General features: G+C 69.3%; 28 protein-coding genes. 9 read left to right on the top strand and 19 right to left on the bottom strand.

Annotation, left to right across the window (positions count from 1 at the left end):
- Positions 1 to 30: 30 nt before the first annotated feature.
- On the bottom strand, positions 31 to 1,704 hold the full coding sequence (leuA, locus tag ABT313_RS10035; RefSeq protein ID WP_350852112.1) for a 2-isopropylmalate synthase: 1,674 nt from the start codon (positions 1,702 to 1,704) through the stop codon (positions 31 to 33).
- A gap of 341 nt (positions 1,705 to 2,045) precedes the next feature.
- Here leuA and ABT313_RS10030 point away from each other — a divergent pair, with 341 nt between their 5' ends.
- Entirely contained in the window at positions 2,046 to 2,708 is a 663-nt protein-coding gene (locus tag ABT313_RS10030) for a response regulator transcription factor (RefSeq protein WP_350850684.1), read from the top strand.
- On the top strand, positions 2,705 to 3,988 hold the full coding sequence (locus ABT313_RS10025) for a HAMP domain-containing sensor histidine kinase (protein WP_350850682.1): 1,284 nt from the start codon (positions 2,705 to 2,707) through the stop codon (positions 3,986 to 3,988). The genes ABT313_RS10030 and ABT313_RS10025 overlap by 4 nt, the downstream gene beginning before the upstream one ends.
- Here the strand turns inward: ABT313_RS10025 and ABT313_RS10020 are convergent.
- Positions 3,974 to 5,182, bottom strand: a complete 1,209-nt coding sequence (locus ABT313_RS10020; RefSeq protein ID WP_350850680.1) for a DUF1501 domain-containing protein — start codon at positions 5,180 to 5,182, stop codon at positions 3,974 to 3,976. The genes ABT313_RS10025 and ABT313_RS10020 overlap by 15 nt on opposite strands.
- Positions 5,183 to 5,233: 51 nt before the next feature.
- Positions 5,234 to 6,514, bottom strand: coding sequence for a DUF1800 domain-containing protein (locus tag ABT313_RS10015; protein ID WP_350850679.1), 1,281 nt, complete (start codon positions 6,512 to 6,514; stop codon positions 5,234 to 5,236).
- 113 nt (positions 6,515 to 6,627) lie between these two features.
- Between ABT313_RS10015 and ABT313_RS10010 the strand changes: the two genes are divergently transcribed.
- Positions 6,628 to 7,395 (top strand): EamA family transporter, encoded by a 768-nt coding sequence (locus ABT313_RS10010; protein ID WP_350850676.1) that lies wholly within the window; start codon positions 6,628 to 6,630, stop codon positions 7,393 to 7,395.
- A 44-nt stretch (positions 7,396 to 7,439) separates the two neighbouring features.
- Positions 7,440 to 7,856 (top strand): PPOX class F420-dependent oxidoreductase, encoded by a 417-nt coding sequence (locus ABT313_RS10005; protein ID WP_350850674.1) that lies wholly within the window; start codon positions 7,440 to 7,442, stop codon positions 7,854 to 7,856.
- Here the strand turns inward: ABT313_RS10005 and ABT313_RS10000 are convergent.
- Positions 7,846 to 8,820: an AraC family transcriptional regulator gene (locus tag ABT313_RS10000; protein ID WP_350850672.1), complete on the bottom strand. Its 975-nt coding sequence runs from the start codon at positions 8,818 to 8,820 to the stop codon at positions 7,846 to 7,848. The two genes, ABT313_RS10005 and ABT313_RS10000, sit on opposite strands and share 11 nt — an antisense overlap.
- Before the next feature lie 84 nt (positions 8,821 to 8,904).
- Between ABT313_RS10000 and ABT313_RS09995 the strand changes: the two genes are divergently transcribed.
- The gene (locus ABT313_RS09995; protein ID WP_350850670.1) at positions 8,905 to 9,888 is read left to right on the top strand and encodes an oxidoreductase; all 984 of its coding nucleotides are present in this window, start codon (positions 8,905 to 8,907) and stop codon (positions 9,886 to 9,888) included.
- Positions 9,889 to 9,929: 41 nt separating this feature from the next.
- Positions 9,930 to 10,919, top strand: a complete 990-nt coding sequence (locus ABT313_RS09990) for a GNAT family N-acetyltransferase (protein ID WP_350850668.1) — start codon at positions 9,930 to 9,932, stop codon at positions 10,917 to 10,919.
- A gap of 55 nt (positions 10,920 to 10,974) precedes the next feature.
- Here ABT313_RS09990 and ABT313_RS09985 read toward each other — a convergent pair whose 3' ends face one another.
- The 8 genes from ABT313_RS09985 to ABT313_RS09950 form a co-directional block, all read right to left on the bottom strand.
- Entirely contained in the window at positions 10,975 to 11,928 is a 954-nt protein-coding gene (locus ABT313_RS09985; protein ID WP_350850667.1) for a hypothetical protein, read from the bottom strand.
- A gap of 117 nt (positions 11,929 to 12,045) precedes the next feature.
- Entirely contained in the window at positions 12,046 to 12,714 is a 669-nt protein-coding gene (locus ABT313_RS09980) for a GNAT family N-acetyltransferase (RefSeq protein ID WP_350850665.1), read from the bottom strand.
- A complete protein-coding gene (gene era / locus ABT313_RS09975; protein WP_350850663.1) occupies positions 12,714 to 13,643 on the bottom strand; it encodes a GTPase Era in 930 nt (309 codons plus the stop codon). Before era ends, ABT313_RS09980 begins: the two co-directional genes overlap by 1 nt.
- On the bottom strand, positions 13,627 to 13,962 hold the full coding sequence (locus tag ABT313_RS09970; protein WP_350852109.1) for a cytidine deaminase-like protein: 336 nt from the start codon (positions 13,960 to 13,962) through the stop codon (positions 13,627 to 13,629). The genes era and ABT313_RS09970 overlap by 17 nt, the downstream gene beginning before the upstream one ends.
- Positions 13,963 to 13,991: 29 nt before the next feature.
- Entirely contained in the window at positions 13,992 to 15,296 is a 1,305-nt protein-coding gene (locus tag ABT313_RS09965; RefSeq protein WP_350850661.1) for a hemolysin family protein, read from the bottom strand.
- 18 nt (positions 15,297 to 15,314) lie between these two features.
- Positions 15,315 to 15,794, bottom strand: a complete 480-nt coding sequence (ybeY, locus tag ABT313_RS09960) for an rRNA maturation RNase YbeY (protein ID WP_134097364.1) — start codon at positions 15,792 to 15,794, stop codon at positions 15,315 to 15,317.
- The gene (locus ABT313_RS09955; protein WP_170989703.1) at positions 15,791 to 16,717 is read right to left on the bottom strand and encodes a PhoH family protein; all 927 of its coding nucleotides are present in this window, start codon (positions 16,715 to 16,717) and stop codon (positions 15,791 to 15,793) included. The genes ybeY and ABT313_RS09955 overlap by 4 nt, the downstream gene beginning before the upstream one ends.
- A 149-nt stretch (positions 16,718 to 16,866) precedes the next feature.
- Positions 16,867 to 17,820, bottom strand: a complete 954-nt coding sequence (locus ABT313_RS09950) for a hypothetical protein (protein WP_350850659.1) — start codon at positions 17,818 to 17,820, stop codon at positions 16,867 to 16,869.
- Between the two features lie 104 nt (positions 17,821 to 17,924).
- Between ABT313_RS09950 and ABT313_RS09945 the strand changes: the two genes are divergently transcribed.
- Positions 17,925 to 18,434, top strand: a complete 510-nt coding sequence (locus ABT313_RS09945) for a SigE family RNA polymerase sigma factor (RefSeq protein WP_350850657.1) — start codon at positions 17,925 to 17,927, stop codon at positions 18,432 to 18,434.
- Complete coding sequence (locus tag ABT313_RS09940) at positions 18,431 to 19,564, top strand: Gmad2 immunoglobulin-like domain-containing protein (RefSeq protein ID WP_350850655.1); 1,134 nt, start codon at positions 18,431 to 18,433, stop codon at positions 19,562 to 19,564. Before ABT313_RS09945 ends, ABT313_RS09940 begins: the two co-directional genes overlap by 4 nt.
- Here ABT313_RS09940 and ABT313_RS09935 read toward each other — a convergent pair.
- From ABT313_RS09935 to ABT313_RS09915, 5 genes are all read right to left on the bottom strand, one after another.
- A complete protein-coding gene (locus ABT313_RS09935) occupies positions 19,557 to 20,852 on the bottom strand; it encodes a sensor histidine kinase (RefSeq protein WP_350850653.1) in 1,296 nt (431 codons plus the stop codon). The genes ABT313_RS09940 and ABT313_RS09935 overlap by 8 nt on opposite strands.
- Before the next feature lie 120 nt (positions 20,853 to 20,972).
- Positions 20,973 to 21,677, bottom strand: coding sequence for a response regulator transcription factor (locus tag ABT313_RS09930; protein WP_350850651.1), 705 nt, complete (start codon positions 21,675 to 21,677; stop codon positions 20,973 to 20,975).
- Between the two features lie 23 nt (positions 21,678 to 21,700).
- Positions 21,701 to 21,922, bottom strand: a complete 222-nt coding sequence (locus tag ABT313_RS09925) for a hypothetical protein (RefSeq protein ID WP_350850650.1) — start codon at positions 21,920 to 21,922, stop codon at positions 21,701 to 21,703.
- Positions 21,922 to 22,338: a hypothetical protein gene (locus tag ABT313_RS09920; protein ID WP_350850648.1), complete on the bottom strand. Its 417-nt coding sequence runs from the start codon at positions 22,336 to 22,338 to the stop codon at positions 21,922 to 21,924. Before ABT313_RS09920 ends, ABT313_RS09925 begins: the two co-directional genes overlap by 1 nt.
- Before the next feature lie 100 nt (positions 22,339 to 22,438).
- Entirely contained in the window at positions 22,439 to 22,768 is a 330-nt protein-coding gene (locus tag ABT313_RS09915; protein ID WP_350850646.1) for an ArsR/SmtB family transcription factor, read from the bottom strand.
- 62 nt (positions 22,769 to 22,830) lie between these two features.
- Between ABT313_RS09915 and ABT313_RS09910 the strand changes: the two genes are divergently transcribed.
- A complete protein-coding gene (locus ABT313_RS09910; protein WP_350850644.1) occupies positions 22,831 to 23,007 on the top strand; it encodes a hypothetical protein in 177 nt (58 codons plus the stop codon).
- Here ABT313_RS09910 and ABT313_RS09905 read toward each other — a convergent pair.
- Entirely contained in the window at positions 23,004 to 23,708 is a 705-nt protein-coding gene (locus ABT313_RS09905; RefSeq protein WP_350850642.1) for a 16S rRNA (uracil(1498)-N(3))-methyltransferase, read from the bottom strand. The genes ABT313_RS09910 and ABT313_RS09905 overlap by 4 nt on opposite strands.
- A gap of 63 nt (positions 23,709 to 23,771) precedes the next feature.
- Positions 23,772 to 24,914 (bottom strand): molecular chaperone DnaJ, encoded by a 1,143-nt coding sequence (gene dnaJ / locus ABT313_RS09900; RefSeq protein WP_350850641.1) that lies wholly within the window; start codon positions 24,912 to 24,914, stop codon positions 23,772 to 23,774.
- Positions 24,915 to 24,961 lie beyond the last annotated feature (47 nt).

Below are 24,961 nucleotides of genomic sequence, written 5' to 3'. Positions count from 1 at the left end.
CGGGCGATTCGCCGGGAGAATGTGACGCAGTCAGCGCGTGGCGCGGTTGACAGCCGAGACAACGGCCTTCAGTGAGGCCGTGAGAATGTTCGCGTCCCGCCCGACACCCCAGAAAACCTCGTCGCCGACCTCACATTCGACGTACGCCGCGGCCAGCGCGTCACCACCGGCCGAGAGCGCGTGCTCGTGGTAGTCCAGCACCCGTACGTCGTACTTCAGCGGCTTGATCGCGTCGACGAAGGCCGACACCGGGCCGTTGCCCTCACCAACCAACTCGTGGGGCACGCCATTGGAATAGACCTGAACCCGGAGCTGGTCGCCCTGGCCCTCGCCGGACGTCGAGTTGACGCTCAGCAGCGACAGCTTGCCCGGCGCGAGGTACTCGGCCGCGAAGATGTCCCACATCTGCTGCGGGCCGACCTCGCCGCCCTCGTTGTCCGTGTGCTGCTGGATCACCCGGCTGAACTCGATCTGCAGCCGGCGGGGCAGGTCGAGCCGGTGCTCGGACTTCATCATGTACGCGACGCCGCCCTTGCCGGACTGCGAGTTGACCCGGATCACGGCCTCGTAGCTGCGGCCGACGTCCTTCGGGTCGATCGGCAGGTACGGCGCCTCCCAGGCGATGTCGCCGACCGGCCTGCCCTCGGCCGCGGCCTGCTTGTCCAGCGCCTCCAGGCCCTTCTTGATCGCGTCCTGGTGCGAGCCGGAGAAAGCGGTGTAGACCAGGTCGCCGGAGTACGGCTGACGCTCGGGAACGCGCATCTGCGTGCAGTACTCGACCGTACGGCGGATCTCGTCGATGTCGGAGAACTCGATCTGCGGGTCGATGCCCTGGCTGAACAGGTTCATCCCCAGCGTGACCAGGTCGACGTTGCCGGTGCGCTCACCGTGCCCGAACAGGCAGCCCTCAACACGATCGGCGCCTGCCATCAGCGCGAGCTCGGTCGCGGCCACCGCCGTACCGCGGTCGTTGTGCGGGTGCAGGCTGATCGCGCTGTGCTCGCGCCGGGTCAGGTGCCGGCCGAACCACTCGATCTGGTCGGCGTACACGTTCGGGGTGCACATCTCGACGGTGGCCGGCAGGTTCAGGATGATCTCGCGGCCCTCGGCGGGCTGCCAGACGTCGCTGACCGCCTCGCACACCTCGAGCGCGAACTCCAGCTCGGTGCCGGTGAAGATCTCCGGGCTGTACTGGTACCCGAACTCGCAGTCGCCGAGCATCTCGTCGGCGTACTTCATCACGGTCTCGGTGCCGCGGACGGCGATGTTGCGGCACTCGGCCTTGTCGACGTTGAACACGACCCGGCGGAACAGCGGCGCGGTCGCGTTGTAGAGGTGGATCGTGGCCTTCGGCGAGCCCTGCAGCGACTGCACGGTGCGCTCGATCAGCTCCTCGCGGGCCTGCGTCAGCACCGAGATCGTGACGTCGTCCGGGATCGCGTCGGACTCGATCAGGCTGCGGACGAAGTCGAAGTCGTACTGGCTGGCGCTCGGGAAGCCGACCTCGATCTCCTTGTAGCCCATCTTCACCAGCAGGTCGAACATCCGCCGCTTGCGGGCCGGCGACATCGGCTCGACCAGCGCCTGGTTGCCGTCGCGGAGGTCGGTGGACAGCCAGCGCGGGGTGCGGTCGACGGACTTGGCCGGCCAGGTGCGGTCGGGCAGGTCGATGGGCGGGAACGCGCGGTAGCGGTGCGTCGGCATACCGGACGGCTGCTGGACGGGCTTGGGCTGGTTCTTCGGTGCCACGGGGGTTCTCCTCGGGAGCTGTCTACTGCGGGGTCGCTTGGACGACCGGCGAACGACAGAACACCGCGGCGAGGGAACCGGCCTTAACAGGCCTCGCCGCGGCAGCGAAGGAGGAGAAGCTGATGCCGCATGATGGCAACCACTCTATGCACAACTCCCCCGGGCCGTCGAACCGGGGGTCTCGACGGACGAGACACGCAGAGTGACGCCGGACTCGCTGAGGATGTGCTGAGGATGTGCTGAGGATTGCATCCTTCGTTCAGTTGCGGGTCGGGGGCGGGTGCAAGGATGGCCCGATGACTGCGCGGGTGCTGGTGGTGGAGGACGCGGAGCCGATCCGGACCGCCGTCGGCATCGCGCTCACCGAAGCGGGCCACGCCGTACTCACCCGCCCGGACGGCGAGGGTCTTGAGCGGGACCTCGCGGAGTACCGGCCGGATCTGGTGCTGCTCGACGTGATGCTGCCCGGCCGGGACGGGTTCGAACTGCTCACGGTCGCGCGCGAGACGTCGAACGCCGGGGTGATCCTGCTGACCGCGCGCGACGCCGTCGGCGACCGGCTGCACGGGCTGCGGACCGGCGCGGACGACTACGTGGTGAAGCCGTTCGTCCTGGCCGAGCTGATCGCGCGGGTCGAGGCGGTACTGCGGCGGATGGGCCGGCTGCGCACCGTTCTCGAGGTCGGCGATCTCGAGGTTGATGTCGAGGCGCGATCGGTACGCCGGGGCGGGACGCCGATCGAGCTGACGGCGACCGAGTTCAAGCTGCTCACGTTCCTGGCCGGGCGCGACGGGAAGGTGGTCGGCAAGACGCAGTTGCTGACCGCGGTCTGGGGGTACGACGACTACGCGGACAATCTGGTCGAGGTGTACGTGAGCGGGCTCCGGCGCAAGCTGGAGGCGCACGGACCGCGGCTGCTGCATACGGTCCGCGGGTCCGGGTACGTGCTGCGCCCATGAGGACCGCTTCGCTGCGTGTTCGCGTGACGCTGACGGCGATCGCCGTACTGCTGGTCGTGCTGCCGGTCACCGGCCTGACGGTGAAGGCGGTGTTCGACGCGCAGGCCGAGCGCAGCCTCGACTCGCTGCTCACCGGCCGGGCCCAGCTCGCCCAGCAGCTCGCCCGGCAGAACGTTGCTCCAGGCAACTTGGTACGGCGGGTCGACGCCGACGGCGTACGGGTCACGCTGATCCTGCGGAACGGACGGCAGCTGGGCGCGCCGCCGATCGACGCGGGCGGGACCGTGCGGCAGGTGAAGGCGACGCTGCAAGCCGGTCAGCAGACGAAGGGCGCGACGCTGATGCTGTCCGCCGACACCAGCCTGCTCGCCGACGCGAGCTCGCGGCTGCGGACCGTGCTGTTGATCTCCGGCGCTCTGGCGATCCTGATCACCGCGGTGGCGCTGGTGATCGGGATGCGGTTCGCACTGGCGCCGCTCGATGCGATGACCGGTCTGGCCCGGTCGATCGCGGCCGGGCGGCGTGGCGGTCGGCTGCAGCCGGAGCGCGCGGACACCGAGCTCGGCCGTACGGCGGCCGCGTTCGACGAGATGCTCGATGCGCTCGAGGGCGCCGAGGGTGCGGCACGGCGTTCGGAGGATCGGATGCGTGAGTTCGTCGCCGATGCCGCGCACGAACTGCGTACGCCGATCGCCGGACTGCAGACGGCCGCGGAGACGCTGATCCAGCTCGGTCCGCAGGCCGCGGCGAACCAGCGCGGTCAGCTCGAACTCCTTCTGGTGCGTGAATCTCGCCGCGCCGGCACGCTCGTCTCGGACTTGCTCGAGTTGAGCCGAATCGACGCCGGCCTGCAGCTGCACCTCACACAGGTCGACCTGCACCACCTCGCCGAGTCCCAGGCTGCCCGGGTCCGCCTGGTCGCGCCGGATCTGGAGGTCGAGGTCGAAGGATCGGCCATCGTCACCGCCGATCCGGAGCGGTTGACCCAGGTCCTGGCCAACCTCGTCGACAACGCCCGCCAGGCCGGAGCCCAGGCGATCCGTATCACCGTCGACGCGTCCGGCGCACTGGTCGAGGACGACGGTCCCGGAGTACCGCCGGAGGCCCGGGAGCGGATCTTCGAGCGCCTCGTCCACGGCCCGCACAGCAAGGGCGCCGGTCTCGGCCTGGCCATCGCCCGCGGCATCGCCCGAGCCCACGGCGGCGACCTCACCGTGTCCGATCGCCCCGACGGCAAACAGGGTGCCGCCTTCCATCTGCGGCTTTCACACCTTCAATAAGCCGTCGATGGTGGTGGTGTGGTTGGCGAGGATCTTGCCGGGGTCTTCGCCGAGGACGTGTTGCAGCATCGTGGCGTAGACGTCGCGGAAGTCCGTGCCCGCTTTGAGGTCGCCGTTGGACAGGTCGGTCAGGCTTGGCTGGTTGCCGTAGAAGCCGCCGGAGACCTTCTCGCCCAGGACGAAGACCGGGCCGGCGGTGCCATGGTCGGTGCCGTCGCTTCCGTTGGCCTGCACCCGGCGGCCGAATTCGGAGTACACCAGCACGACCGCGTTCTTCCCGCGGTCTGTCTTCTGCAGCCGCTGCACGAACGGCGTCAGCGCGCCGTCGAGTTCGGTCAGCAGTCGCTGCTGCGTGCCGCGCTCGTCCGCGTGCGTGTCGAAGCCACCCAGCGAAGCGGAGTACGCCCGGGTCGGTACGCCGGCCTCGATCAGGCCGGCGATCAGTTCGAGCTGCGCACCGAGCTGCGACGTACCGCCCGCGGATGCGCCCTTCGTCCGCTCCTCGTCGTCATCGTCCTCCTGGTCGTGGCCGCTCTTGACCGCCTTGCCGAGCACCTGCGTCGCGTTCTGCAAGTCCAGCACGGACTTGGCCGCTCGCGCCTGCCAGTGCCCCTCACCCGCACTCGGTTTGCCCAGCGCGGCGTACGCCGTACCCAAGGCGCCGCCCGGTAAGGAGAGCCCGCGCAACGGGAGCGAGGCGGCGGCCGTGGTTTCGCCGGCCAGGAGTGGCGGCAGGGTTGGTTCGACGGACACCGCGCGCAGCGGGTCGGCACCGGTTGCGTCGAGCCAGCGGCCGAGCCAGCCGGTCGGCACCGGCGACTTGGGCGATGCCGTCTGCCAGATCGCCATCGACCGGAAGTGACTGCGGTCCGGGTCCGGGTAGCCGACACCGCGGACGATCGCGAGCCGCTTGTCGTCCCACAGACCCTTGAGACCCTTCATCCCCGGGTTCAGCCCGAGACCGTCGCCGAGGTCGAGCACCTCGTTCGTCTGGTAGGCCAGGTCCGGCCGCGCCTTCTGGTACGCCGGATCCGCCGCCGGCACGACCGTGTTCAGGCCGTCGTTCCCGCCGTACAAGGTGATGACGACGAGCACGGACTGGTCGGTCGGCAGCGGATCGTCGACGGCCGCGGCCATCAGGTCGGACCAGTTCACCTGCGTCGCTCCGGCCGCCAAGGCTCCGGCCGCGGTCACCCCGCTAAGCGTGAGGAATCGCCTTCTCGTCAGATTGTCCACAGTTCCGCCCTATCCGCTCACGACGTACTCGGGTGCGCAGGCCGCGACCGCGGTCAGCTGCGCAGGATCCTTCACACGGGCCAACGCGGTCTTGGTCCGCTCGGACCAGCCGTCGACGCCGAGCAAGGCGGCGACCGCGTTCGCGTCCTTGACTGCGGACAGGTCGGCCTTCTTCGCCAGTTGCTGCGCGAGCTGGAGCCGGGTGACACCGGCCGAGGTAGTCAGCCAGCTCGCTCCGGCCGGCCAACCGCCGACACTCGGCGGCCGGAACGGCAGCTGGCCCATGCCGCGCAGGCCGGCGAGCAGCTTGGTTTGTTCCTTCTCCTCGAGCTTGCTGGGCCGGAGCTTCAGCGCCCGAAGCAATCCGACCGCCCACTCCACCGGTTCCTTGACCAGACTCGCCGCCGGGTCCTTGAACGCCGCCTCCGCGACCATTGCCGTCAGCAACGACCTCACGTCACGGTTCACGCCGTACGCCGTGGTCAGTCGCGCCAGCGTCGCCGCATCGGGAGGCGTTGCCGACACCAGCCGGAACCACAGCCTCCCGATCACGAACCCGGCCGACGCGGGCTGGGCGAGCGCGAGCCGTGCGAACCCCTTCGCATCGAAGTCGCCGGTCTTGCCGAGCACCGTCTTGCTGCCGGTGTCGAACCGCTTCCGCTGGAAGGTCGCCGCGTCCCCGTGCAACACCCACCCGGTCAGACAGCGAGCGCCTTGGGCGACGTCCGCCTCCTGGTAGTGACCGATGCCGAGGGTGAACAGCTCCATGAACTCGCGGGCCAGGTTCTCGTTCGGCGAACCCTTGCGGTTCTTCTGGCCGTCGAGCCAACGGATCATCGCGGTGTCCACGATCATCGCCTGCGCCAGGTCACCGAACCGGCCGAGCGCGAGGTTGCGCTGGGTCTGGTTCTGGGCCAGCATCCAGGCCGCGTTGCGGACCTTCTGGTTGCTGGTCGCGAAGTGCCCGTGCCAGAACCAGGTCAGCCGCTCGGCCGCGGTCCGGCTGACCACCATCCGGTCGAGCCACCAGATCGTCAGCTTCCGCTCCTGCGCGGCCCGCTGCTTGTTGGCGGCCTTCTTCGCGTCCTTGTCCTGGTCCTTCTTCTTCACGGCCGCGGGCGACTCCAGACCGGTCGGCGGCGGGACTGCGGCGGCCGCCGCATCCTTCGCCGGACCCAGCAGTCGCCGTACGGTCGCGTCGACGCCGGCGTCCAGGTCGCCCGGCGCCGGCCCGAACCCCAACCGGTCGTTCAGCCGCCGTACGGCGGCCCGCTCGCTGATCTCGGTCATGTCCCCGATGCTTTCCAGTCCGCGGCCGCGGGACCAGGATCCGGGGGCTTTCTTCAGCCGATCCACAGGTACCGGTAGACACCGTCTACTCGGGTCGTGTAGACACTGTCTACGTGATTGCACTCGGCTTGCTGACCGCCTCCGCGGGCTGTCATGCGACATGGAACCTGCTGCTGAAGAGGGGCGGTCTGGGCGGTCCCGCGTTCGTGTGGATGTGTGGGCTGCTGACGCTGCCGATCTCGCTCGTCTTGCTGGCTCGCGGGTCGGCCGCCTGGTGGGCCGGAGTCGTGAGCATGGCGCTGCACACGACGTACGCCGTCACCCTGCAGAAGGCGTACGGCGCCGGGGCGTTCTCGACCGTCTACTCGGTCAGTCGAGGCAGCGCGCCGGTGTTGGTGGCGATCGCGAGTCTCGGCGGGCCGCAGGTGTACGGCGGAGCGGCGCTGGTGCTGGTCGGCGTACTGCTGATGGAACGCCCACGGTCATCACGTGGCGTCATCCTCGGGTTGGCGGTCGCGGCATGCACGGCGGCATACACGCTGTGGGACGGCTACGCCATCACATCGCTACACGTCGATCTGCTGACGTATCTCGCAGTCGCGAACGTGGCCCAGGTAGCCGTGCTCTCGCCGTTGGCCTACCGCCGCCCGCTACCGAACTGGCGACAGGCACTGCCGGTCGCCGTCCTGACGCCCGCCGGCTACGGCCTGGTCCTGCTGGCGTTGAGGTTCGCGTCGGTCGGGACGATCGCGATCGGTCGCTCGCTGAACGTCGTACTAGGCGTCCTGCTCGGTGCCGTCGTACTCCGGGAGCGGTTCGAGACCAGGCAGGCGATCGGCCTGGCCACCATTGTCGGCGGCATCCTGCTGGTGAGCATCTGAGTGTCTCTTGCCTTCAAGGGCGCTTGAATTTTTAAGCTTGTCGTATGACGGAATCCCTCCTCGACCGGATCGGCACGCATGGGCTCGGTGTGCTGGTCACCATCAAGCGCGACGGGCGGCCGCAGCTGTCCAACGTCACGTATGTGTTCGACGGCACCCGGGTCCGGGTCTCGCTGACCGACGGTCGCGCCAAGACCAAGAACCTGCGCCGCGATCCGCGCGCCAGCCTGTACGTCGACGGGCCGCGCGGGCGCTCGTACGTCGTACTGGAAGGCAAGGCCGAGCTCAGCCCGGTCGCGGCCGATCCGCACGACGCCGTCGTCGAGGACCTGGTCGACTACTACCGGACCGCGTCGGGCGAGCACCCGGACTGGGACGAGTACCGCGCGGTGATGGTCGCGGACCAGCGGCTGATGTTCTCGATGACGGTCGACCACGCGTACGGGATGCCTAAGCCGTAGCTTCGTCCATTTCGGGAGCCGCCCGGGTCGCCCGGGCAGCCTCGCGGTAGCGCCGGGGAGCGACGCCGTTCACGCGTTTGAAGGCGTTGCTGAAGGCGCTGTCGGACGTGTAGCCGAGCGAATGCGCGAGGGCGGACAGCGACTGGTCGTCGTCGCGCAGCGCTCGCTCGGCGAGACGCATGCGCCAGTTGAGCAGGTACGTCAGCGGCGGCACGCCGGCCACGGAGCGGAAGCGCTCGGCGAACGTCGTACGCGACATCGCGGCGGCCCGGGCAAGTTCGTCGAGCTGCCAGGCCCGGCCGGGTTCGTCATGCATCAGGCGCAGAGCCGGAGCGATGCGCTCGTCGGCGATCGCCCGCAGCCAACCGACCGGGAGATCCTCCGCCTGCGCGAGACACGCACGCAGTGCCTCGAGGAAGAGCAGGTGCGCGACGTCGTCGGCGGCCAGACTCGCGCCGAGTTCCGCAGTCGTTGCCTCGTGCAACAACCGGTTCAGCAGCCAGTGGAAGGTCGCCGACCGCTCGTCGGTGGCCCGCAGGTGCATCACCGGCGGCAGGGCGCGCATCAGCAGCTCTTCGCCGGTGCGGTTCAGGCTGACGTGACCGCCGACGCCGACCACCCGCGGACCATCGCCGGTCAGGACACCGCTGCCGAAGCGGGCGATCGGTCCGTCGGTGGCACCGAACGCGACCACGGCGTCCTCGACCGGCACGGCGTCGGAGTTGCCCTTCACGAACTCGTGCCGGCCGTCGAACAGCACGACGTCCCCCGGCTCCAGCTCGATGCGGCCGGTGGCGAGCTCGTCGTCGAAGTCGATCCAGCACGTGCCCTCGACGGCAGCCGTGAACTTGAGCCGGTTCGTCGCCGGGTAGTGCAACGCCCACTCGCCCGTCGCCTCGAATCCGCGCGAGACATGGCAATGCGCCTCGGTGAGCGCGAGGGTATCCGTCAGCGGATCGGCCATCCACTCACTATATCCGTACTATCGCGCAAGTTATCGGCACTCTCAAGCATTCTGCGTCCGGATCTTGCGGCATACGGTCGAAGCATGCAAACACCAATCGGATCTGGATTCACAGCCGCATCGACGACCTCCGACGTACTCGAAGGTGTCGATCTGCACGGGAAGGTCGCGATCGTCACCGGCGGGTACTCCGGGCTGGGCAAGGAGACTGTCCGCGCCTTCCGGTTCGCGGGCGCCGACGTCATCGTGCCGGCGCGCGACGTGACGCGGGCGTCCGCTGAGCTGGCGGATATCGACGGGGTTGTGGTGGAGCAGATGGATCTGCTCGATCCGGCGAGCATCGACGCGTTCGCGGACCGGTTCCTTGCGTCGGGCCGGCCGCTGCACATCCTCGTGAACAGTGCGGGGATCATGGCGAATCCGCTGACCCGCGACGCCCGCGGGTACGAGTCGCAGTTCGCGACGAACCATCTCGGGCACTTCCAGCTGACCACGCGGTTGCTGCCGGCGTTACGGCAGGCCGGCGGCGCGCGGGTGGTGGCGGTGTCGTCGCGCGGCCACCGGTACAGCCCGGTCGACTTCGACGACCCGAACTTCGAGCATCGCGAGTACGCGCCGTACCCGGCGTACGGCCAGTCGAAGACCGCGAACATCCTGTTCGCCGTCGAGCTGGACGCGCGCGAACGGGCGAACGGGATCCGCGCGTTCGCCGTCCATCCGGGCAGCATCATCACGCATCTGGCCCGGTACTCGGACCGCGAGACCTTGCGCGAGGGCGGGTTCCTGGACGAGAACTACGAGCCGATCATCGATCCGGCGCGAGGGCTGAAGACGGCCGAGCAGGGCGCGGCGACCCAGGTGTGGTGCGCGGTCAGCCCGCAGCTCGAAGGGTACGGCGGGGTGTACTGCGAGGACGTCGACATCGCGACGGTGCATGCGTCCGACGTACCGGACACCGAGGTGCTGGCGGTGACGCCGGGCGCGTTCGGCGTACTCCCGTACGCGATCGACCCGGAGAACGCGCGGCGGCTGTGGAAGCTCAGCGAGGAACTTCTCGACCGCGGATAAACCAGTCGCGGTAAACCGGTCGCTCGGTGGACGCTGGGCCTGTGGAGATCACGAGACTGTCCCCCGACGACGAAGCCGGGTGCGCCGAGGCCGTTGCCCTGAAGAGCGCGGGCCTCAAGCTCGACTGCCCGGAAATGCTGGAGCCCACCGCGCGCGGCTATGCGAACATGCTGCGCTACGGCTGGGACATGGAGCCCGAGTACGCCTACCTGGCGCGGGACGCCGACGGCACGGCCGTCGGTCTGCTGGGCATGGGTGTCAACCTCTACGACAACACGAACCAGACCTGGATCGACGTCGACGTCCATCCGGATCATCGCGGTCGTGGTGTCGGGTCGGCCCTGGTCGAGTACGGCGAGAGCCTCACCCGCGAGCTGGGCCGGGACACGATCGGCTACGGCTGCATCGACCTGCCGAAGGCCGACGCGTTCGCCCTGCGGCACGGGTTCGTCCAGAAGGCCATCGAGGTGAACCGCCGGCAGGACCTGACCGGGCTGGACTACGGCGTGGTGCAGCGGCTGTACGACGATGCCGTCGCCGCGTCCACGTCGTACGAACTGACCAAGCTGACCGGGGCGCTGCCGGAGGAGTTGCTGGCGGACATGGTCACGCTGACCGCGTCCATCAACGACGCCCCGAAGGACGACCTCGACATGGAGGACGACGTCTACAGCCCCGAGCGACTGCGGGCGTACGAAGAGGCGCAGTCCAAGAGCGGCCACACCGTCTACCGGGTGATCGCCCGCGAGAAGTCCACCGGCGCGCTGGCCGGCCACACGGTCATCTCGGTCGAGCGCGAGCGCCCGCACGTCGGCGAACAGCACGACACCGCGGTCGACCGGGCCCACCGAGGCCACCGCCTGGGCGCCCTGGTGAAGTCCGCCATGCTGCTGTGGCTGCGCGAGACCGAACCGGCCCTGACCCAGGTGGACACCTGGAACGCCGAGTCCAACAACCACATGATCAGCATCAACGAGCAACTCAACTACAAGATCGTGGCCCGGATCCTGGCCTACCAGAAGAAGCTCTGAAACAAGACCGGGGGCGCCGCAACCAGCGGCGCCCCCGGTTTCTACTGCTGAAGGCTCACTCGCCGACGAGCTGGTTCCAGTGGCCGGTGATCGAGAAGATGCCGGTGCCCGGGACGGTGCCGCCGGTCACGCGGCCGTACGACGTGACAGCCGTCGCCGAGCCGTTGAACTTGCTCATCGCGTACTGGTACAGCGAGTCGGTGTCGTTGTCGAAACCGGTCACCAGCGTGCCGCCCTTGGTACCGCACTCCCGGGCGGCCAGCGACTCGTACGCCGCGAAGCCCGAGCTCCGCACCAGCTTCAGGATCGGCTTCGTCGAGGCCGCGGCCGGGATCCGGACCGTCCAGAGCGCGCCGGCCTTCGTGGTCATCAGCAGCGTGTCGTACGTCGGGGTCTCCGAGATCACGGTCATCGCCTTGAAGCCCTTGAAGCCGGCGAAATGACCGAGCGCCCGGAAGGTGGCGCCGGACGCCGCGTAGCGGTAGAGGCTGCCGTTGGTGCTCAGCCCGTACAGGTACGAGCGGTTCGGCGCGGTGATCGCGTAGTTCGACGTGACGAGCTGGGTGAAGCTGGTCCAGCCGGAGCCGATCCGCGCGTACGTCGGGCGCGCGTTCTCGGTGTCGAAGTAGGTGACACCGCGGTACAGCGTGCCGTTCTGCACGAGCAGGCTGTGGTAGTAGAAGTGCGTGTCTGTCTGCACGCCGTACCACGTCGTGTTGAGACGCGTGCCGACGAACGGGAACTCCGCATAGAACTGACCGCGCGGCGGCTTGGCCGGCGTGATCAGAGTGTCGTTGATCCCCGGCGTCGGGGTGTTGAAGCCGACATCCTGCAGGCATCCCCCGGATGCGAGCTTGGTGTTCGGCGTGGTCTTCAGGCCGCCCTTGGCCGTGTGGGCGATCGCGGGCGTCGGGTCGGACCGGACGGCCGCGGTGGCCGGGACAGCGGCGGCCGTGCCGGCGAGCATGCCGACCCCAGCCAAGGCAAGCGCGAAGCGCTGCAGTTTCATACGAGAAGTCCCCCTCAGGACATGAATAACCTCGATGGGCCTCGAGATCGAGCGCGAGCATAACGTGCGCAGGGGACACAACGCGCCCGAATTGCAGCTTGTTGCAACAGTTCCGGCCTAGACCGCCTGGACGAGGGTGACCTTCATTTTGTTGGAGAGGGTGAAGCCGAGGGAGTTGTAGAGGCGGATGGCGTTGGTGTTGGTGCCGCCGGTGTGGAGGAACGGGGTGCGGCCGGTGGTGGTGATGTGGGCGGCTACGGCTGCGATCAGGCGGCGGGCGAGGCCCTGGCCCTGGTACGACGGGTGGGTGCAGACGGCGCTGATCTCGGTGTACTCCGGTAGCGCGAAGCGGGTGCCGGCCATGGCGACGAGGTCGCCGTCGCGGCGGATGCCGAGGTAGGTGCCGAGCTCGATCGTGCGGGTGCGGAACGGGCCGGGGTCGGTGAGCGCGACCAGCGCCAGCATCTCGGGGACGTCGTCCGGACCGAGCAGGATCGCCTCGTCGTCGGGCTCGGCGAGCCCGTCCGGAGCGACGAACTGGACCAGGTCGAACTGCCGGTCGAGCTTGAGCGACGCGGGAATCGGGAAGTCCGGCCGCATCAACGCGCCGGTCGTCCCCGGGCCGAGGAGGACGGCCGCGTCGGCCCAGTCCTGCTCGGTGGGCTCGTCGGGCAGGGCGAGGAACGGCGCCACGGCCGAGGGATACCGGCGTGCGTTGCCACGGACCTCGGCGAGGTGGGAGTGCGGGCCGGTGAGGGCGGCGTACACAGGATTCTGGAGGCTCATCAGAATCCCAGTTTGCGAAGGTTCTTCGCGTCGGTCTGCCAGTTCTTGGCGATCTTCACGTGCAGGTCGAGGTACACCGGCGTACCGAGCAGGGCCTCGATCTGCTGCCGGGCCGCGGCGCCGACCTCACGCAGGCGGGCGCCCTTGTGGCCGATCACGATGCCCTTCTGGCTCTCCCGCTCGAGGAAGATGTTCGCGTAGATGTCGAGCAGCGGCTTGTCCTCGGGGCGGTCCTCGCGCAGGTTCATCTCGTCGATGGTGACCGCGATCGAGTGCGGCAGCTCGTCCCGGACACCTTCCAGCGCGGCCTCGCGGATCAGCTCGGCGACGAGCGTCTCCTCCGGCTCGTCGGTGATGTCGCCGTCCGGGTACAGCGGGAAGCCGTCCGGCAGCAGCTTCACCAGCTCGTCGGCGACCACGTCGACCTGGAAGCCGGACGTCGCCGAGACCGGGACCACGGACGCCCACTCGATCCCGACCGACTCCCCCAGCTTGGCGATCTCGGCCAGGTGCTCGACCATCCGGTCCGGCTCGACCAGGTCCGCCTTGGTGGCCAGGGCAACCTTCGGCGTCTTCGCGACCTTCGCCGCCTCGCTCACGAGGAACCGGTCGCCGGGGCCGATCTTGTCGCTGGCCGGCAGGCAGATCGCGATCACGTCGACCTCGGCCCAGGTCGTCTTCACCAGGTCGTTCAGCCGCTCGCCGAGCAGCGTCCGCGGCTTGTGCAGCCCGGGGGTGTCGACCAGGATCAGCTGCGCGTCCGGCCGGTGCACGATCCCGCGGACGGCGTGCCGGGTGGTCTGCGGCTTCGACGAGGTGATGACGATCTTTTTGCCCACCAGCGCGTTGGTGAGGGTGGACTTGCCGGCGTTGGGCCGACCCACGAAGCAGGCGAACCCGGCCTTGAAGTTCTCAGGTGTGGACGACATCGCGGGCCTCTCCGGTGCCATTGGCATGTACGACGGGAACGTTGGCGCCGGCGAAGTGCCGGACGACGCCGACGTCGACGGCATCGGCGTCGGTGACGACCGCCGCGGCTTCCAGACCCTTCACCCCGGACGCGAGCGCCATCGCCACGGCCAGCTGCAATGCGGTCAGCTCGACGGTGTCGAGCGCGACCGTGCATGCGGCGTACGTGCGCCCGTCGGAGTCGCGGACCGCGGCTCCTTCAGCGGCCCGTGTCCGGGCCCGGGCAGCGCGGGCGAGCGTGACGAGTTTGGCGTCCTCCGCCGAAAGGTCCGACAACAAAAGCTCCAAAGGGAAGGGGTGGTGAGCGGCTAGGCGTGCTGGTGGTTCTGGTCCTGGGGCGCGGGAGTGGGGTCCTCGCGTCGTACCAGAACCGTACCTACCTGGTTGCGGCGGCCGGACGGCCGCTCCGCCGTCAGCGACAGGCCCTCGATCGCGACCTCGGCGCCGGGGATCGGCACCTTGCCGAGCAGCTTGGCCATCAGACCGCCGACCGTGTCGACGTCGTCGTCGTCCAGCGGTACGCCGAACAGCTCGCCCAGCTCGTCGATCGGCAGCCGGCTCGACACCCGGTACGAGCCGTCCGACAGCTGCTGCACCGAGTCCGGGTCCTCGTCGTACTCGTCGGTGATCTCGCCGACGATCTCCTCGAGGATGTCCTCGATCGCCACCAGTCCCGCCGTACCGCCGTACTCGTCGACGACGATTGCCAGGTGCATCCGGGCCGCCTGCATCTCGCGCAGCAGCTCGTCGACCGGTTTGGAGTCCGGGACGTACATGCACGGCCGCATCACCGACTCGACCCGCTCGGTCGACTCGGCGGAGGCGTTGTCGTAGACGCGGCGCATCACGTCCTTGAGGTAGACGACGCCGAGGATGTCGTCGAGCGACTCGCCGATCACCGGGATCCGCGAGTAGCCGGAGCGCAGCGCCAGCGAGGTGAGCTGGCGGAGCTTCTTGTGCTTCTCGATGTAGACCATGTCGGTCCGCGGCACCATCACCTCGCGGACGATCGTGTCGCCGAGCTCGAAGACCGAGTGGATCATCTGCCGCTCGCCGGACTCGATCACCGCCGACTTCTCCGCGTAGTCGACCAGCGCGCGCAGCTCGGCCTCGGTCGCGAACGGCCCCTCGGCGAACCCCTTGCCCGGGGTCAGCGCGTTGCCGATCAGGATCAGGAACTTCGGCAGCGGGCCGAGGATCCTGGTCAGTGCCATCACCGGACCGGCCGAGATGATCGCGAACCGGTCCGAGTGCTGCCGGCCCAGCGTCCGCGGCGCGACCCCGATGATCACGTACGACACCAGCACCATCACCACGGCGGTGATCAGGATGTGCTCCCAGGTCACCGACAGGACTCCGGACAGCGCCTGGGTGACCAGCACGATCGCGGTGATCTCGCAGATCAGCCGGAGCAGGAGCAGCGAGTTCAGGTACCGCGGGGCGTCGGACAGCAGGTCTCGCAGCCGGACGGCCCGGAGGTTGCCGAGCTCGACCTGCTCGTTCGCGCGCACCTTCGAGTACGACGACAGCGCAGCCTCGGCGCCGGCGAACAGACCGGCGAGCAGGACAAGCACCGCAGCCACAACCAGGAGGACGAGGTCGTGGGAGGTCACCGCAACGTCACTCCTGCCTCAGACACTCTCGAGCCGGTTCCCAGGTGCCCGCCATGCTTCCAGCAGGCGGCCCTGGACGTCCCACATCTCCGCTTTCTCCGCGGGTTCCGCGTGGTCGTACCCGAGCAGGTGCAGGATGCCGTGCACTGTCAGCAGCTCCAGCTCGGCCCACGTGCCGTGGCCGGCCTTCGCGCCCTGCGCGGCCGCGACGGTCGGGCAGAGCGCGATGTCGCCGAGATGACCGAGCGGCAGGTCGCCGTCGTCATCGTCCGACGGACCGGGCCGCAGCTCGTCCATCGGCCACGACATCACGTCGGTCGGACCCGGCAGGTCCAGGAACTCGACGTGATACCGCGCCATGGTGTCCTCGTCGACCAGCTTGATCGACAGCTCACACTCCGGGTGCAGCTTGAGGGACGACATCACGAACCGGCTGAGCCGCATCAGTCCGTGGGCGTCGATCTCGACTCCGGACTCGTTGTTGACCTCGACGTTCATCGGTGGTTGTCAGCACTACCTTCATAGTTTTCGTACGCCGAGACGATCCGCCCGACCAGCTTGTGCCGGACCACGTCGTGCGAGGTCAGCCGGCAGAAGGTCAGGTCCTGCACACCTTCGAGGATGTCCTGGACGACGCGCAGCCCGGAGTTCGTCCCGGTCGGCAGGTCGACCTGGGTGACGTCGCCGGTGACGACCATCTTCGAGCCGAAACCGAGCCGGGTGAGGAACATCTTCATCTGCTCCGGCGAGGTGTTCTGCGCCTCGTCGAGGATGATGTAGGCGTCGTTCAGCGTCCGGCCGCGCATGTAGGCCAGCGGCGCGATCTCGATCGTGCCCGCTGTCATCAGCCGCGGGATCGACTCCGGGTCGAGCATGTCGTGCAGGGCGTCGTACAGCGGTCGCAGGTACGGGTCGATCTTCTCCGACAGGGTGCCGGGCAGGAACCCGAGCCGCTCACCGGCCTCGACGGCCGGCCGGGTCAGGATGATCCGGTTGACCTCCTTGGCCTGCAGCGCCTGGACCGCCTTGGCGACCGCCAGGTAGGTCTTGCCGGTACCGGCCGGGCCGATGCCGAAGACGATCGTGTTCTTGTCGATCGCGTCGACGTACCGCTTCTGGTTCAGCGTCTTCGGGCGGATCGTGCGGCCGCGGCTGGACAGGATGTTCTGGGTCAGTACGTCGGCCGGGCTCTCGGCCGTCGCCTGCTTGATCATCGCGATGCTGCGCTCGACCGAGTCGGCGGTCAGCCCGTGCCCGGTCCGGATCACCGCGATCAGCTCGTCGATCAGCCGCTCGGCCAGGGCCAATTCGGCCGGCTCACCGTTGAGCGTGATCTCGTTGCCGCGGACCATGATGTCGGCGGCGAACTCCTTCTCGACGATGCGGAGGAACTCGTCCCGGGCTCCGAGCAGGGCAACCATGTCGATGCTGTTCGGCACGACGATCTTGTGTGATGCCTGCGCGCTGGTGGCGGCTTCGCGAGCGGTGCCGTTCGCGCGCGCCTCCGGTTCGATACTGCGTGGCCTGGACAGGCTCTTCCTCCTGAATACGGGTGATGTGACCTCCCATGCTAGCCGCCTCGTCCGACACCCTCACTTGTAATTCCCCGGGACACGCTCCTCCCGGGCGCCGGCGGCTGGGTCCCCACCCGGTCCGAGGCGGCGTTCGGTGCTGCGTTCGGAGCGAGTACGGCGCTCAGCCGGGCGATCTCGTCCGCCTCGGGACCGGGCGTGATCACGCCGTTCTCGAGCGCGAGCCGCCGGTTCCGTTCGAGGGTCCACTCCCGGTCCGGGTGCAGGCTGACGGTCACACCGGCCGCGGACGGCCGCAGCAGCGGTCCCAGATCGGCCTGCAGCGCGTTCTCCAGTGAGGAGCCCCGGTTGAGCTCGTACGTACGCAACATCCGGTACGTCGCCTCGACCGCCGCCCGCGTGGACCCGGAGGTGGCCGGCGGGGTGTCGAACTCGTCGGAGTGGGTGTTCCGGCCGTCGTCGACCCCCACGGTGTGCGCGGGCGTGAACACGTGCAGCGAGACGACCGGGGCGGCCGGGTCACCGTCGTACACCGAGTCCTCGCGCCAGGCGTGGGCTCCGGAGTAGCTGTCCTGCAGCGCATGCGCGGCCGCGCCGAGATGGCCGAACTCGAGATGCGGGGAAGCCTGCGCGGCCGCCACCTGCTCGAAGATGTAGGCCGCGTTCGTGTCGAGGTTGTCCCAGCCCTTGCGGAACGGGTCGGCCATGAAGTGCTCGCGCTGGGCGTCGGGGTTCGCGTACGCCGAGTGCGTCGTCGGGCCGAGGCCGACGTACGGAAAGGACTTCCCGAGGCCGCCGAAGTTCGTGATCACGCCGGCGCCGAACGGGCGGTCCTGGTAGGCCTGAGCCTTGTCGAGCGCCGCGGCGTACTCGCCCTGTCGCAGACCGTGCACGGTGCCGTCCGCGGCGGCGACATGCTGGTAGAGCCGCGTCACCGAGGCGTACGTGATGTCGTGATGGCCCGACCACCGGCCGTCACCGCGCTGCTTCATCTCCTCAGGTTCCCACCAGATCGGGCCAAATCTGTTGTCAACCTGGGACAGGGTCTTGGCGTCGTCTTTTCGTGGCTCAACCGGCCGTGGTGTACGAAGAGTGCGTGACACATGAGTCCTCGTGGGATGCCGACGAGGCGCTGACGGCTGTCTACACCGCTCATTACACCTCGCTCGTCCGCCTCGGTGCCCTGCTGCTGCGCGACACCGGCACGGCGGAGGAGATCGTGCAGGACGCGTTCGTCGCGATGCACGGTCGCTGGCACCGGCTCCGCGACCCCCACAAGGCCCTCGCGTACCTGCGGACCGCGGTGGTGAACCGCTGCCGGTCCCGTCAGCGCCACCTGGTGGTGGTGGACAAGCACACCCCGAAGTCACTCCCCGACGAGCCGAGCGCCGAACAGGCCGTCCTGCGGACCGCCGAGACCGACCGCGTCATCGAGGCGATGCGGACGCTGCCGGAGAAACAGCGCACGGTGATGGTGCTCCGGTACTACGGCGACCTGTCGGAGGCCGAGATCGCCGACACGATGGGCATCAGCCGGGGCTCCGTGAAGAGCCACGCCGCGCGCGCGACCAAGTCGCTGCGCCAGCTCCTGGAGCAGAACGCATGAACGACCAGAAACCGAACGAGCCGTTCGACGAGCTGATGCGCCGGGCCCTGCGGGACGAGGCGGACCGGATCGAGCCGGCCGACGCGCTGCCGGAGATCCGCGCCCGCGCGCACGCCCAGCGCCAGCCGGCCGCCCGGCGCCCCTGGCTCCTGACCGCCGGCGTGGCCGCGCTCGGCACCGCCGCGGCGGTCGGCGCATTCACCGTGTTCAACGGCAGTGACGACGTCGCGAACGACGGCGACTCGGTCGCCGGCCCTGGTACGACGACCAGCGCCTCCAGCCTGCCCCAGGGCCAGACCCCGTCCGTCACCAAGTCCGCCCCCTCGCCGGTCCCGGCCACGCTGCCTCCGTCAACGTCCCCTGCGGTCAAGACGACCACGCAGCCCACCGACCGCGGCAAGCCGGAGCAGTCCGTGACCAGCGCGGTCGTCCCGGTCTACTGGCTCGGCCAGCAGGTCGGCGTACCGAAGAAGTCCGCCGCGAAGCTGTACCGGACCTGGGCGAAGGTCAGCGGCCACCCGGCCGAAGAGGCCGTCCGCATCATGACCACCAAGCAGCCGAACGACCCGGACTACTACTCGGTCTGGCGCGGCGCCGCTGTGAACTCGGTGACGCGGTCGGACGGTGTCGTCACGGTCGACTTCAAGCAATTGCCAAGGACCACATTGGCGCCCGACCTCGCGAACGTCGCCACGCAGCAGCTGATCTACACGGTGCAAGGCGCACTGTCGGACGACTCGTCCGCGGTCCAGATCACGCAGCAGGGCCGGGCCGGCCAGAAGCTGTTCGGTCAAGTCGACACAAGCGCCCCGCTCGGCCGGGCGCAGGCGGCGGACGTGCAGGCGCTCGTCTGGATCACTTCGCCAACCGAGGGCGCGGTGACCGGCAGCAAGGTCACCGTCGAGGGCACCGCGAGCGCGTTCGAGGCGACGGTCAACTACCAGCTGACGAACCTGAAGACCCGCGAGACGAAGAAGAGCTTCACCAACACCAAAGAAGGCCAGAAGTTCTCGCCGTTCGCGTTCTCGGTCTCGCTGACGCCCGGGCCGTGGCAGATCGAGGCCTACCTGATCTCCGATGCCGACGGCACCATCACGAACACCGACTCGAAGACGATCGAGGTCAAGTAGCCGGCAGCACGATCGTGAACCCGGCGCCGCCTTCCGGCGCCGGCCCTGCGGTGAGAGTGCCGCCGAGCCTGGTGACGAGTCCCTGAGCCAGCGCGAGGCCGATCCCCGAACCGACCGGCCGCCGGCCACGGTACTTCTGGTTGAGTACGCCCGGCTGAAACGCGACCGCGTAGTCCTCCGGCGCCAAGCCCGGACCGCCGTCCCGGACCTGGATCGTCACGTGTGCCGGCGAGCGATCCAGAGACATCGTCAGCTGTGCACCTGCCGGGGTGACGCGCAGAGCGTTCTCGGCCAGACCGTCCAGGACCTGGCGGATCCTGCGCGGGTCGGTGGTCGCGACGGCCGGAACCGGTGGCAGGTCGAGCCGGAACCGGACGGCCTGCCGCTCGCAGCGCACCCGCCAGACCTCGGCGCACGCGACCAGCGTCTCGCGCAGGTCCACCCGAGCCAGGTCGAGCCGGAACTGATCCGCACCGATCCGGGCGAGGTCGAGCAGATCGCTGACCAGTCGTTCGAGCCGCTGCGACTCCTGCTGGATCACCTGGCCGGCATGCCGCGGATCGGTCGCGACCCCGTCGGCGAGCGACTCGGCAAACCCGTGGACCGCGGTCAGCGGCGTACGCAGCTCGTGCGAGACCGAGAGCAGGAACTCGCGCTGCCGCGCCTCGCTGTGTTGCAGCGCGATCGAGAGTTCGTTGACCGCGGCCGCGACCTCGGCCACCTCGACCGGGCCTTCGACCGGTGCGCGGAGATCGCGCCGGCCCTGACGCATCGCGGCCGCGACGTCCGCCGTACGACGCAGCGGCCGGCCGAGGAGGCGCCCGAGCAGGGTGCCGGCGAGCGCCGCGACCAGCAGACCGGCGCCGAGCGCGAACAGGATGTTGCGGATCAGGACCCGCTGGGTGTCGGCGGCCAGCCGGACCGGTTCGACCAGCGCGAAGCCGGAGCTGTCGCCGAGACCGCGAGCTTCGACCAGGTAGTCGGTGCCGCCGACCTGCACCTGGGTGGAGATCCGCTGCGTACTGCCGATGCCATCGAGCCCGGCCGTGATCGCTGCCTGGGTGGAGGATCCGTCGGTCGACTGGACCCCGCGCCGCGGCAGGAGCAGTACGACGACGATGCCCTGCCCGCGGACCACCTGCGCGACCCGCCCGAGCCCGGCCGCCCGAGAACTCAGGCCACGCTGATCCACCTGGCCGGCGATCACATCGGCCTGCGCGGACAGGGACTGCTGCAGGACGTTCTGGGCGGACCTCCTGGCCAGACCCGCCATCACCAGGCCGGCCACCAAGACAGCGATCCCTGCGACAGCTACACAGGTCAAGACGATCCGGGTGGCCAGTGAGCCACGACCGGCGTCCTCGGGGGTCCTTACGTCGGTTGCCATCAATCGCCCGTCAGTCGGCCGTCAGTCGCGGTCGGCCGCATAGCCGACGCCGCGCACGGTCCGGATCGGGCTGGCCGCGCCGAGCTTCGCGCGCAACTGGGCGATGTGTACGTCGACCGTCCGGGTGCCCGCGGCGGAGTGGTATCCCCAGACCGAACTGAGCAGCTCGTCGCGTTCGAACACCCGGCCCGGACGCCGGAACAGCTGCGCCAGCAGGTCGAACTCGGTCGACGTCAGACTCACCTCGGCCTCACCGGCCCAGGCCCGCCGGCGGCCGAGATCGACCCGCACGACACCCACCGACAGCACCTCGCCGTCCGCCGGAACGTTCCCTGCCGGAACGCCGCCCGCCGCGCGCCGGAGGACGGTCCGGACGCGCGCAGCCAGCTCCCGCGGGCTGAATGGCTTCGTGATGTAGTCGTCCGCCCCGAGCTCAAGGCCCAGCAAGCGATCGACCTCGTCGTCCCGGGCGGTGACGAACAGAACCGGCGTCCAGTCGCCGGCCGCCCGCATCGTCCGGCACACATCCGCGCCGTCGCGGCCGGGCAGGCCGATGTCGAGGACCACCGCGACCGGGTGGAGCTGACGCCAGGCGGTGAGTGCCGCCTCGCCGTCGGACTCGATCCGGACGTCGAAGCCGTCCCGGCGCAGGTACAGCTCGATCACCTCGGCGATCGCGGCCTCGTCCTCCACCACCAGAACCAGCCCGCGGCCGGGTTCGGCCATCCTCTGCTCCTGGAGACTCTCGGTCAGGGCGTGTCGTCCCCGGCCAGTTCGCGATCGATCGCGTCCAGCGTAGACCCGATCTGATCCAGCTCCTGCTCCGGCGACCCCACCTGTTGGGTCGCCGGAGCAGGACCGGTGCCCTGCCCACCGGGCTGGCTGCCGTGCGCGTCCCCCGAGCTGCCGCAGGCCGACAGCCCGAGACCGAGACACGCCGTACCGAGCAGCACGACGAGTGCTTTGCGCATCACTTGGCTGCCTGGCAGTACTTGGCCTTGAACGCCTCGAGTTTCGTCTTCGCGGCGCTGAGCTCGGTGAGTCGACCGGAGCGGCGTTCGGCCCGCTTTTCCAACCGGTCCGCGACCTTGGTGTGCCCCTTCTGCTTCTGCTCCGCGGCTCGTGCCTTCAGCCAGGCCACCGAGCCCTTCACGTCGGCGCCGCCGCCGATCCGCTCGGCCAACTTGTCGCGCCGGGCGACCATCTTCGGCAGCCGGTCCGCACACAACTTCTGCGAATCCTCGGGGCTCAGCGTGACCTGCTTGTACGACGTACTCGGCGCCGGGGTCGGATCGGCAGCGGCCATCGTCGCACCGCCGACGAATCCGCCGACCAGGACGACGGCCGACGTACCGGCCGCGATCGCGCCGCGCACAGACCTGCGCATCTTGTGCTCCTCGTTCTCGATCGTTGTGTTGACGAGAACGACTCTGCCCGGCCGGCGTTCGAGGAGGTTCGGGGCAGTGTTCGGGGTTTGTAAGAGTTCGTCAGTCGGCGCGGTCGACGGTGGCCGACAGCAGGCCGGGGAAGGCTTTGTCGAACTCCTCGCGGCGGAGCCGGTTGAGGCGGCGGGCGCCCTCGTCGCGCTGCTCGATCAGACCGGCCGAACGCAGTACGGCGAAGTGGTGGCTGGCGGTCGCCTTCTTGACCGGGAGGTCGAAGGTGCCGCAGGCGCGGGTCCAGTCGTCGTGGGTGGCGAGGTCGCGCAGGATCGAGCGGCGGACCGGGTCCGCGAGCGCGTCGAGGGCCGTCTGCAGCGGCACCTCGGCCGGGTCCACGTGGCTGAGGGTGCGGGCGCGGGCTGACTCGACGACCATGGTGTTCGATCCTTGTCGTACAGTTGTGTTCGGTTCCTGTCTAACAGTCTAGCGAGGGCTCGGTGGTGTTCGCGGGGCGGGAGGTCGGCACGTACCGGCATCCCACGTTGGGCGAGCAGCCGCTGCAGATCCGCACAACGCGGATCTTCACCTACGACGGCGTGTGGCAGCAGATCCACCACGGCAGCATCGACGACGCCGAAGCCCTCGCGGCGTACCAGCAGGCGGTGCGGGGCTAACTCCAGCGGGTCGGCGCGAGGAGGGCGGCTGCGGCGGCGACGCCGGCGGTGGAGGTTCGCAGTACGGTGTCGCCCAGGCGGACCGGGGCGACGTTGAAGGCGGCCAGCTCGGTTGGGGCGATCCCGCCTTCGGGGCCGATGACGAGGACGATGTCGCCTGTCGGCGGGACGTGTAGCGACGCCAGTGGAACGGTTGCCTCTTCGTGGAGCACGACGGGGAGGGCCGCGGCGGCGACCAGCTTCGCGACGTCGGCCGTCGACGCGAGCGGGGCGACCTCGGCGAACCACGTACGCCGCGACTGCTTGCTCGCCTCGAACGCCCACGCGCGCCACTTCGCGAGCATCTTCTCGACCCGCTCCGGATTCGCGCGGAACTGACTGCGCTCCGCGTTCCACGGCACGATCACCTCGACGCCGACCTCGGTGAGCATCTCGACTGCCAGCTCGGCCCGCTCCCCCTTCGGCAAAGCCTGCACCACAACCACCCGCGGATCAGCCGCCGGCACAACTCCCCGCTCGTCCACGGCCACCGTCACCCCGCTCTTGCCAGCGGCAACAACAGGTCCTTCGGCCCACGCTCCCCGTCCGTCGGTCAAGCGGACGCGCTCTCCACGCGCGATCCTCCGAACCACGGAAGCATGCCGGCCCTCCGGGCCGTCCAACACCAGCTCATCGCCGACGAGGTCGGCATGAAAGAACACCGCGACGCCCACCTACCGAACACCCCCACCTACGGGCACCGGGCGGGGGTGAGGCGGCGTCATCTAGTGGGCGCCGAAGGCGTCGCGGAGGCGGCCGAAGACGCTCTTGTGGGTGGCTTGGACCTGGCCCTGGGGGCGTTCCTCGTCGCGGGCGACCGCCAACTGGCGGAGCAGGTCGGCCTGGGCGTCGTCGAGCTTGGTCGGTGTTTCGACGATGACCTGGACGATCAGGTCGCCGCGGCCGGCGTGCCGCAGCCTCGGTACGCCGCGTGCGGTGAGCGTCTGCGCCGTCCCGGACTGCGTGCCAGGCCGGATCTCCAGCGGCGTCGTCTCACCCTCGAGCGTCGGCAGGTCGATCGTCGTACCGAGCGCGGCCGCCGTCATCGGGAGTGTGACCGTGCAGTGCAGATCGTCGCCGTTGCGGGTGAAGATGTCGTGCGGCTCGACCTCGATCTCGACGTACAGGTCGCCGGCCGGTCCGCCGCCGGGGCCGACCTCGCCCTGGCCGGACAGCTGCACGCGGGTCCCGCTGTCGACGCCACCGGGGATCTTCACGGTGACGGTACGGCGCGAGCGCACCCGCCCGTCGCCGGCGCACTCGACGCACGGGCTCGGGATCGTGGTGCCGTAGCCGCGGCAGTTCGGGCACGGGCGCATCGTCCGCACCTCGCCGAGGAACGACCGCTGCGTGTGCGTCACCTCGCCACGCCCGTGGCAGATCTCGCAGGTGACCGGCTCGGACCCGGCGGCGGCGCCGGACCCGCTACAGGTCGGACACAGTACGGCGGTGTCGACCTTGAGCTCCCGCGTCGTACCGAAGGCCGCCTCGGCCAGGTCGATCCGCAGCGGGATCAGCGCGTCCTGACCGCGCCGCGTCCGCGGTCGCGGGCCGCGGGTCGCGCCGCCGGTCTGGCCGAAGAACGCGTCCATGATGTCGGTGAACGTGAACGCCTGCCCGAACCCGGCGCCGCCCGGCCCGGCGCCCGCGGTCGCGAACGGGTCGCCGCCGAGGTCGTGCATCTGCCGCTTCTGCGGGTCGCTGAGCACCTGGAACGCGCGCCCGATCTCCTGGAACTTCTGGTGCGCGTCCTCGGAGTCGTTCACATCCGGGTGGTACTGGCGTGCCAGCTTGCGGTACGCCTTCTTGATCTCGTCCGGTGACGCGTCACGGCTGACACCTAGGACGGCGTAGTAATCGGTGCTCATACTCCAGACCAGGGGGTTGTGGGGGGTGTCTGATGGTCCAGCGCCGT

It is taken from the genome of Kribbella sp. NPDC000426, from assembly GCF_040300265.1.
Classification (GTDB): Bacteria; Actinomycetota; Actinomycetes; order Propionibacteriales; family Kribbellaceae; genus Kribbella.
The sequence above is the reverse complement of the archived record's forward strand: the minus strand, read 5'-3'. Positions and strand labels throughout refer to the sequence as shown.

What these genes read in the sequence shown, in the direction of transcription:
- ABT313_RS09940 (WP_350850655.1), top strand. Translation starts at nt 18,431, where the DNA reads ATGAACGACCAGAAACCGAACGAGCCGTTCGACGAGCTGATGCGCCGG.
- ABT313_RS09980 (WP_350850665.1), bottom strand. Translation starts at nt 12,714, where the DNA reads ATGAGCCTCCAGAATCCTGTGTACGCCGCCCTCACCGGCCCGCACTCC.
- ABT313_RS10000 (WP_350850672.1), bottom strand. Translation starts at nt 8,820, where the DNA reads ATGGCCGATCCGCTGACGGATACCCTCGCGCTCACCGAGGCGCATTGC.
- leuA (WP_350852112.1), bottom strand. Translation starts at nt 1,704, where the DNA reads ATGCCGACGCACCGCTACCGCGCGTTCCCGCCCATCGACCTGCCCGAC.
- ABT313_RS10030 (WP_350850684.1), top strand. Translation starts at nt 2,046, where the DNA reads ATGACTGCGCGGGTGCTGGTGGTGGAGGACGCGGAGCCGATCCGGACC.
- ABT313_RS10025 (WP_350850682.1), top strand. Translation starts at nt 2,705, where the DNA reads ATGAGGACCGCTTCGCTGCGTGTTCGCGTGACGCTGACGGCGATCGCC.
- ABT313_RS10015 (WP_350850679.1), bottom strand. Translation starts at nt 6,514, where the DNA reads ATGACCGAGATCAGCGAGCGGGCCGCCGTACGGCGGCTGAACGACCGG.
- ABT313_RS09985 (WP_350850667.1), bottom strand. Translation starts at nt 11,928, where the DNA reads ATGAAACTGCAGCGCTTCGCGCTTGCCTTGGCTGGGGTCGGCATGCTC.
- ybeY (WP_134097364.1), bottom strand. Translation starts at nt 15,794, where the DNA reads ATGAACGTCGAGGTCAACAACGAGTCCGGAGTCGAGATCGACGCCCAC.
- ABT313_RS09925 (WP_350850650.1), bottom strand. Translation starts at nt 21,922, where the DNA reads ATGCGCAAAGCACTCGTCGTGCTGCTCGGTACGGCGTGTCTCGGTCTC.
- ABT313_RS09950 (WP_350850659.1), bottom strand. Translation starts at nt 17,820, where the DNA reads ATGAAGCAGCGCGGTGACGGCCGGTGGTCGGGCCATCACGACATCACG.
- era (WP_350850663.1), bottom strand. Translation starts at nt 13,643, where the DNA reads ATGTCGTCCACACCTGAGAACTTCAAGGCCGGGTTCGCCTGCTTCGTG.
- ABT313_RS09915 (WP_350850646.1), bottom strand. Translation starts at nt 22,768, where the DNA reads ATGGTCGTCGAGTCAGCCCGCGCCCGCACCCTCAGCCACGTGGACCCG.
- dnaJ (WP_350850641.1), bottom strand. Translation starts at nt 24,914, where the DNA reads ATGAGCACCGATTACTACGCCGTCCTAGGTGTCAGCCGTGACGCGTCA.
- ABT313_RS10005 (WP_350850674.1), top strand. Translation starts at nt 7,440, where the DNA reads ATGACGGAATCCCTCCTCGACCGGATCGGCACGCATGGGCTCGGTGTG.
- ABT313_RS09955 (WP_170989703.1), bottom strand. Translation starts at nt 16,717, where the DNA reads ATGGTTGCCCTGCTCGGAGCCCGGGACGAGTTCCTCCGCATCGTCGAG.
- ABT313_RS09920 (WP_350850648.1), bottom strand. Translation starts at nt 22,338, where the DNA reads ATGCGCAGGTCTGTGCGCGGCGCGATCGCGGCCGGTACGTCGGCCGTC.
- ABT313_RS09930 (WP_350850651.1), bottom strand. Translation starts at nt 21,677, where the DNA reads ATGGCCGAACCCGGCCGCGGGCTGGTTCTGGTGGTGGAGGACGAGGCC.
- ABT313_RS09995 (WP_350850670.1), top strand. Translation starts at nt 8,905, where the DNA reads ATGCAAACACCAATCGGATCTGGATTCACAGCCGCATCGACGACCTCC.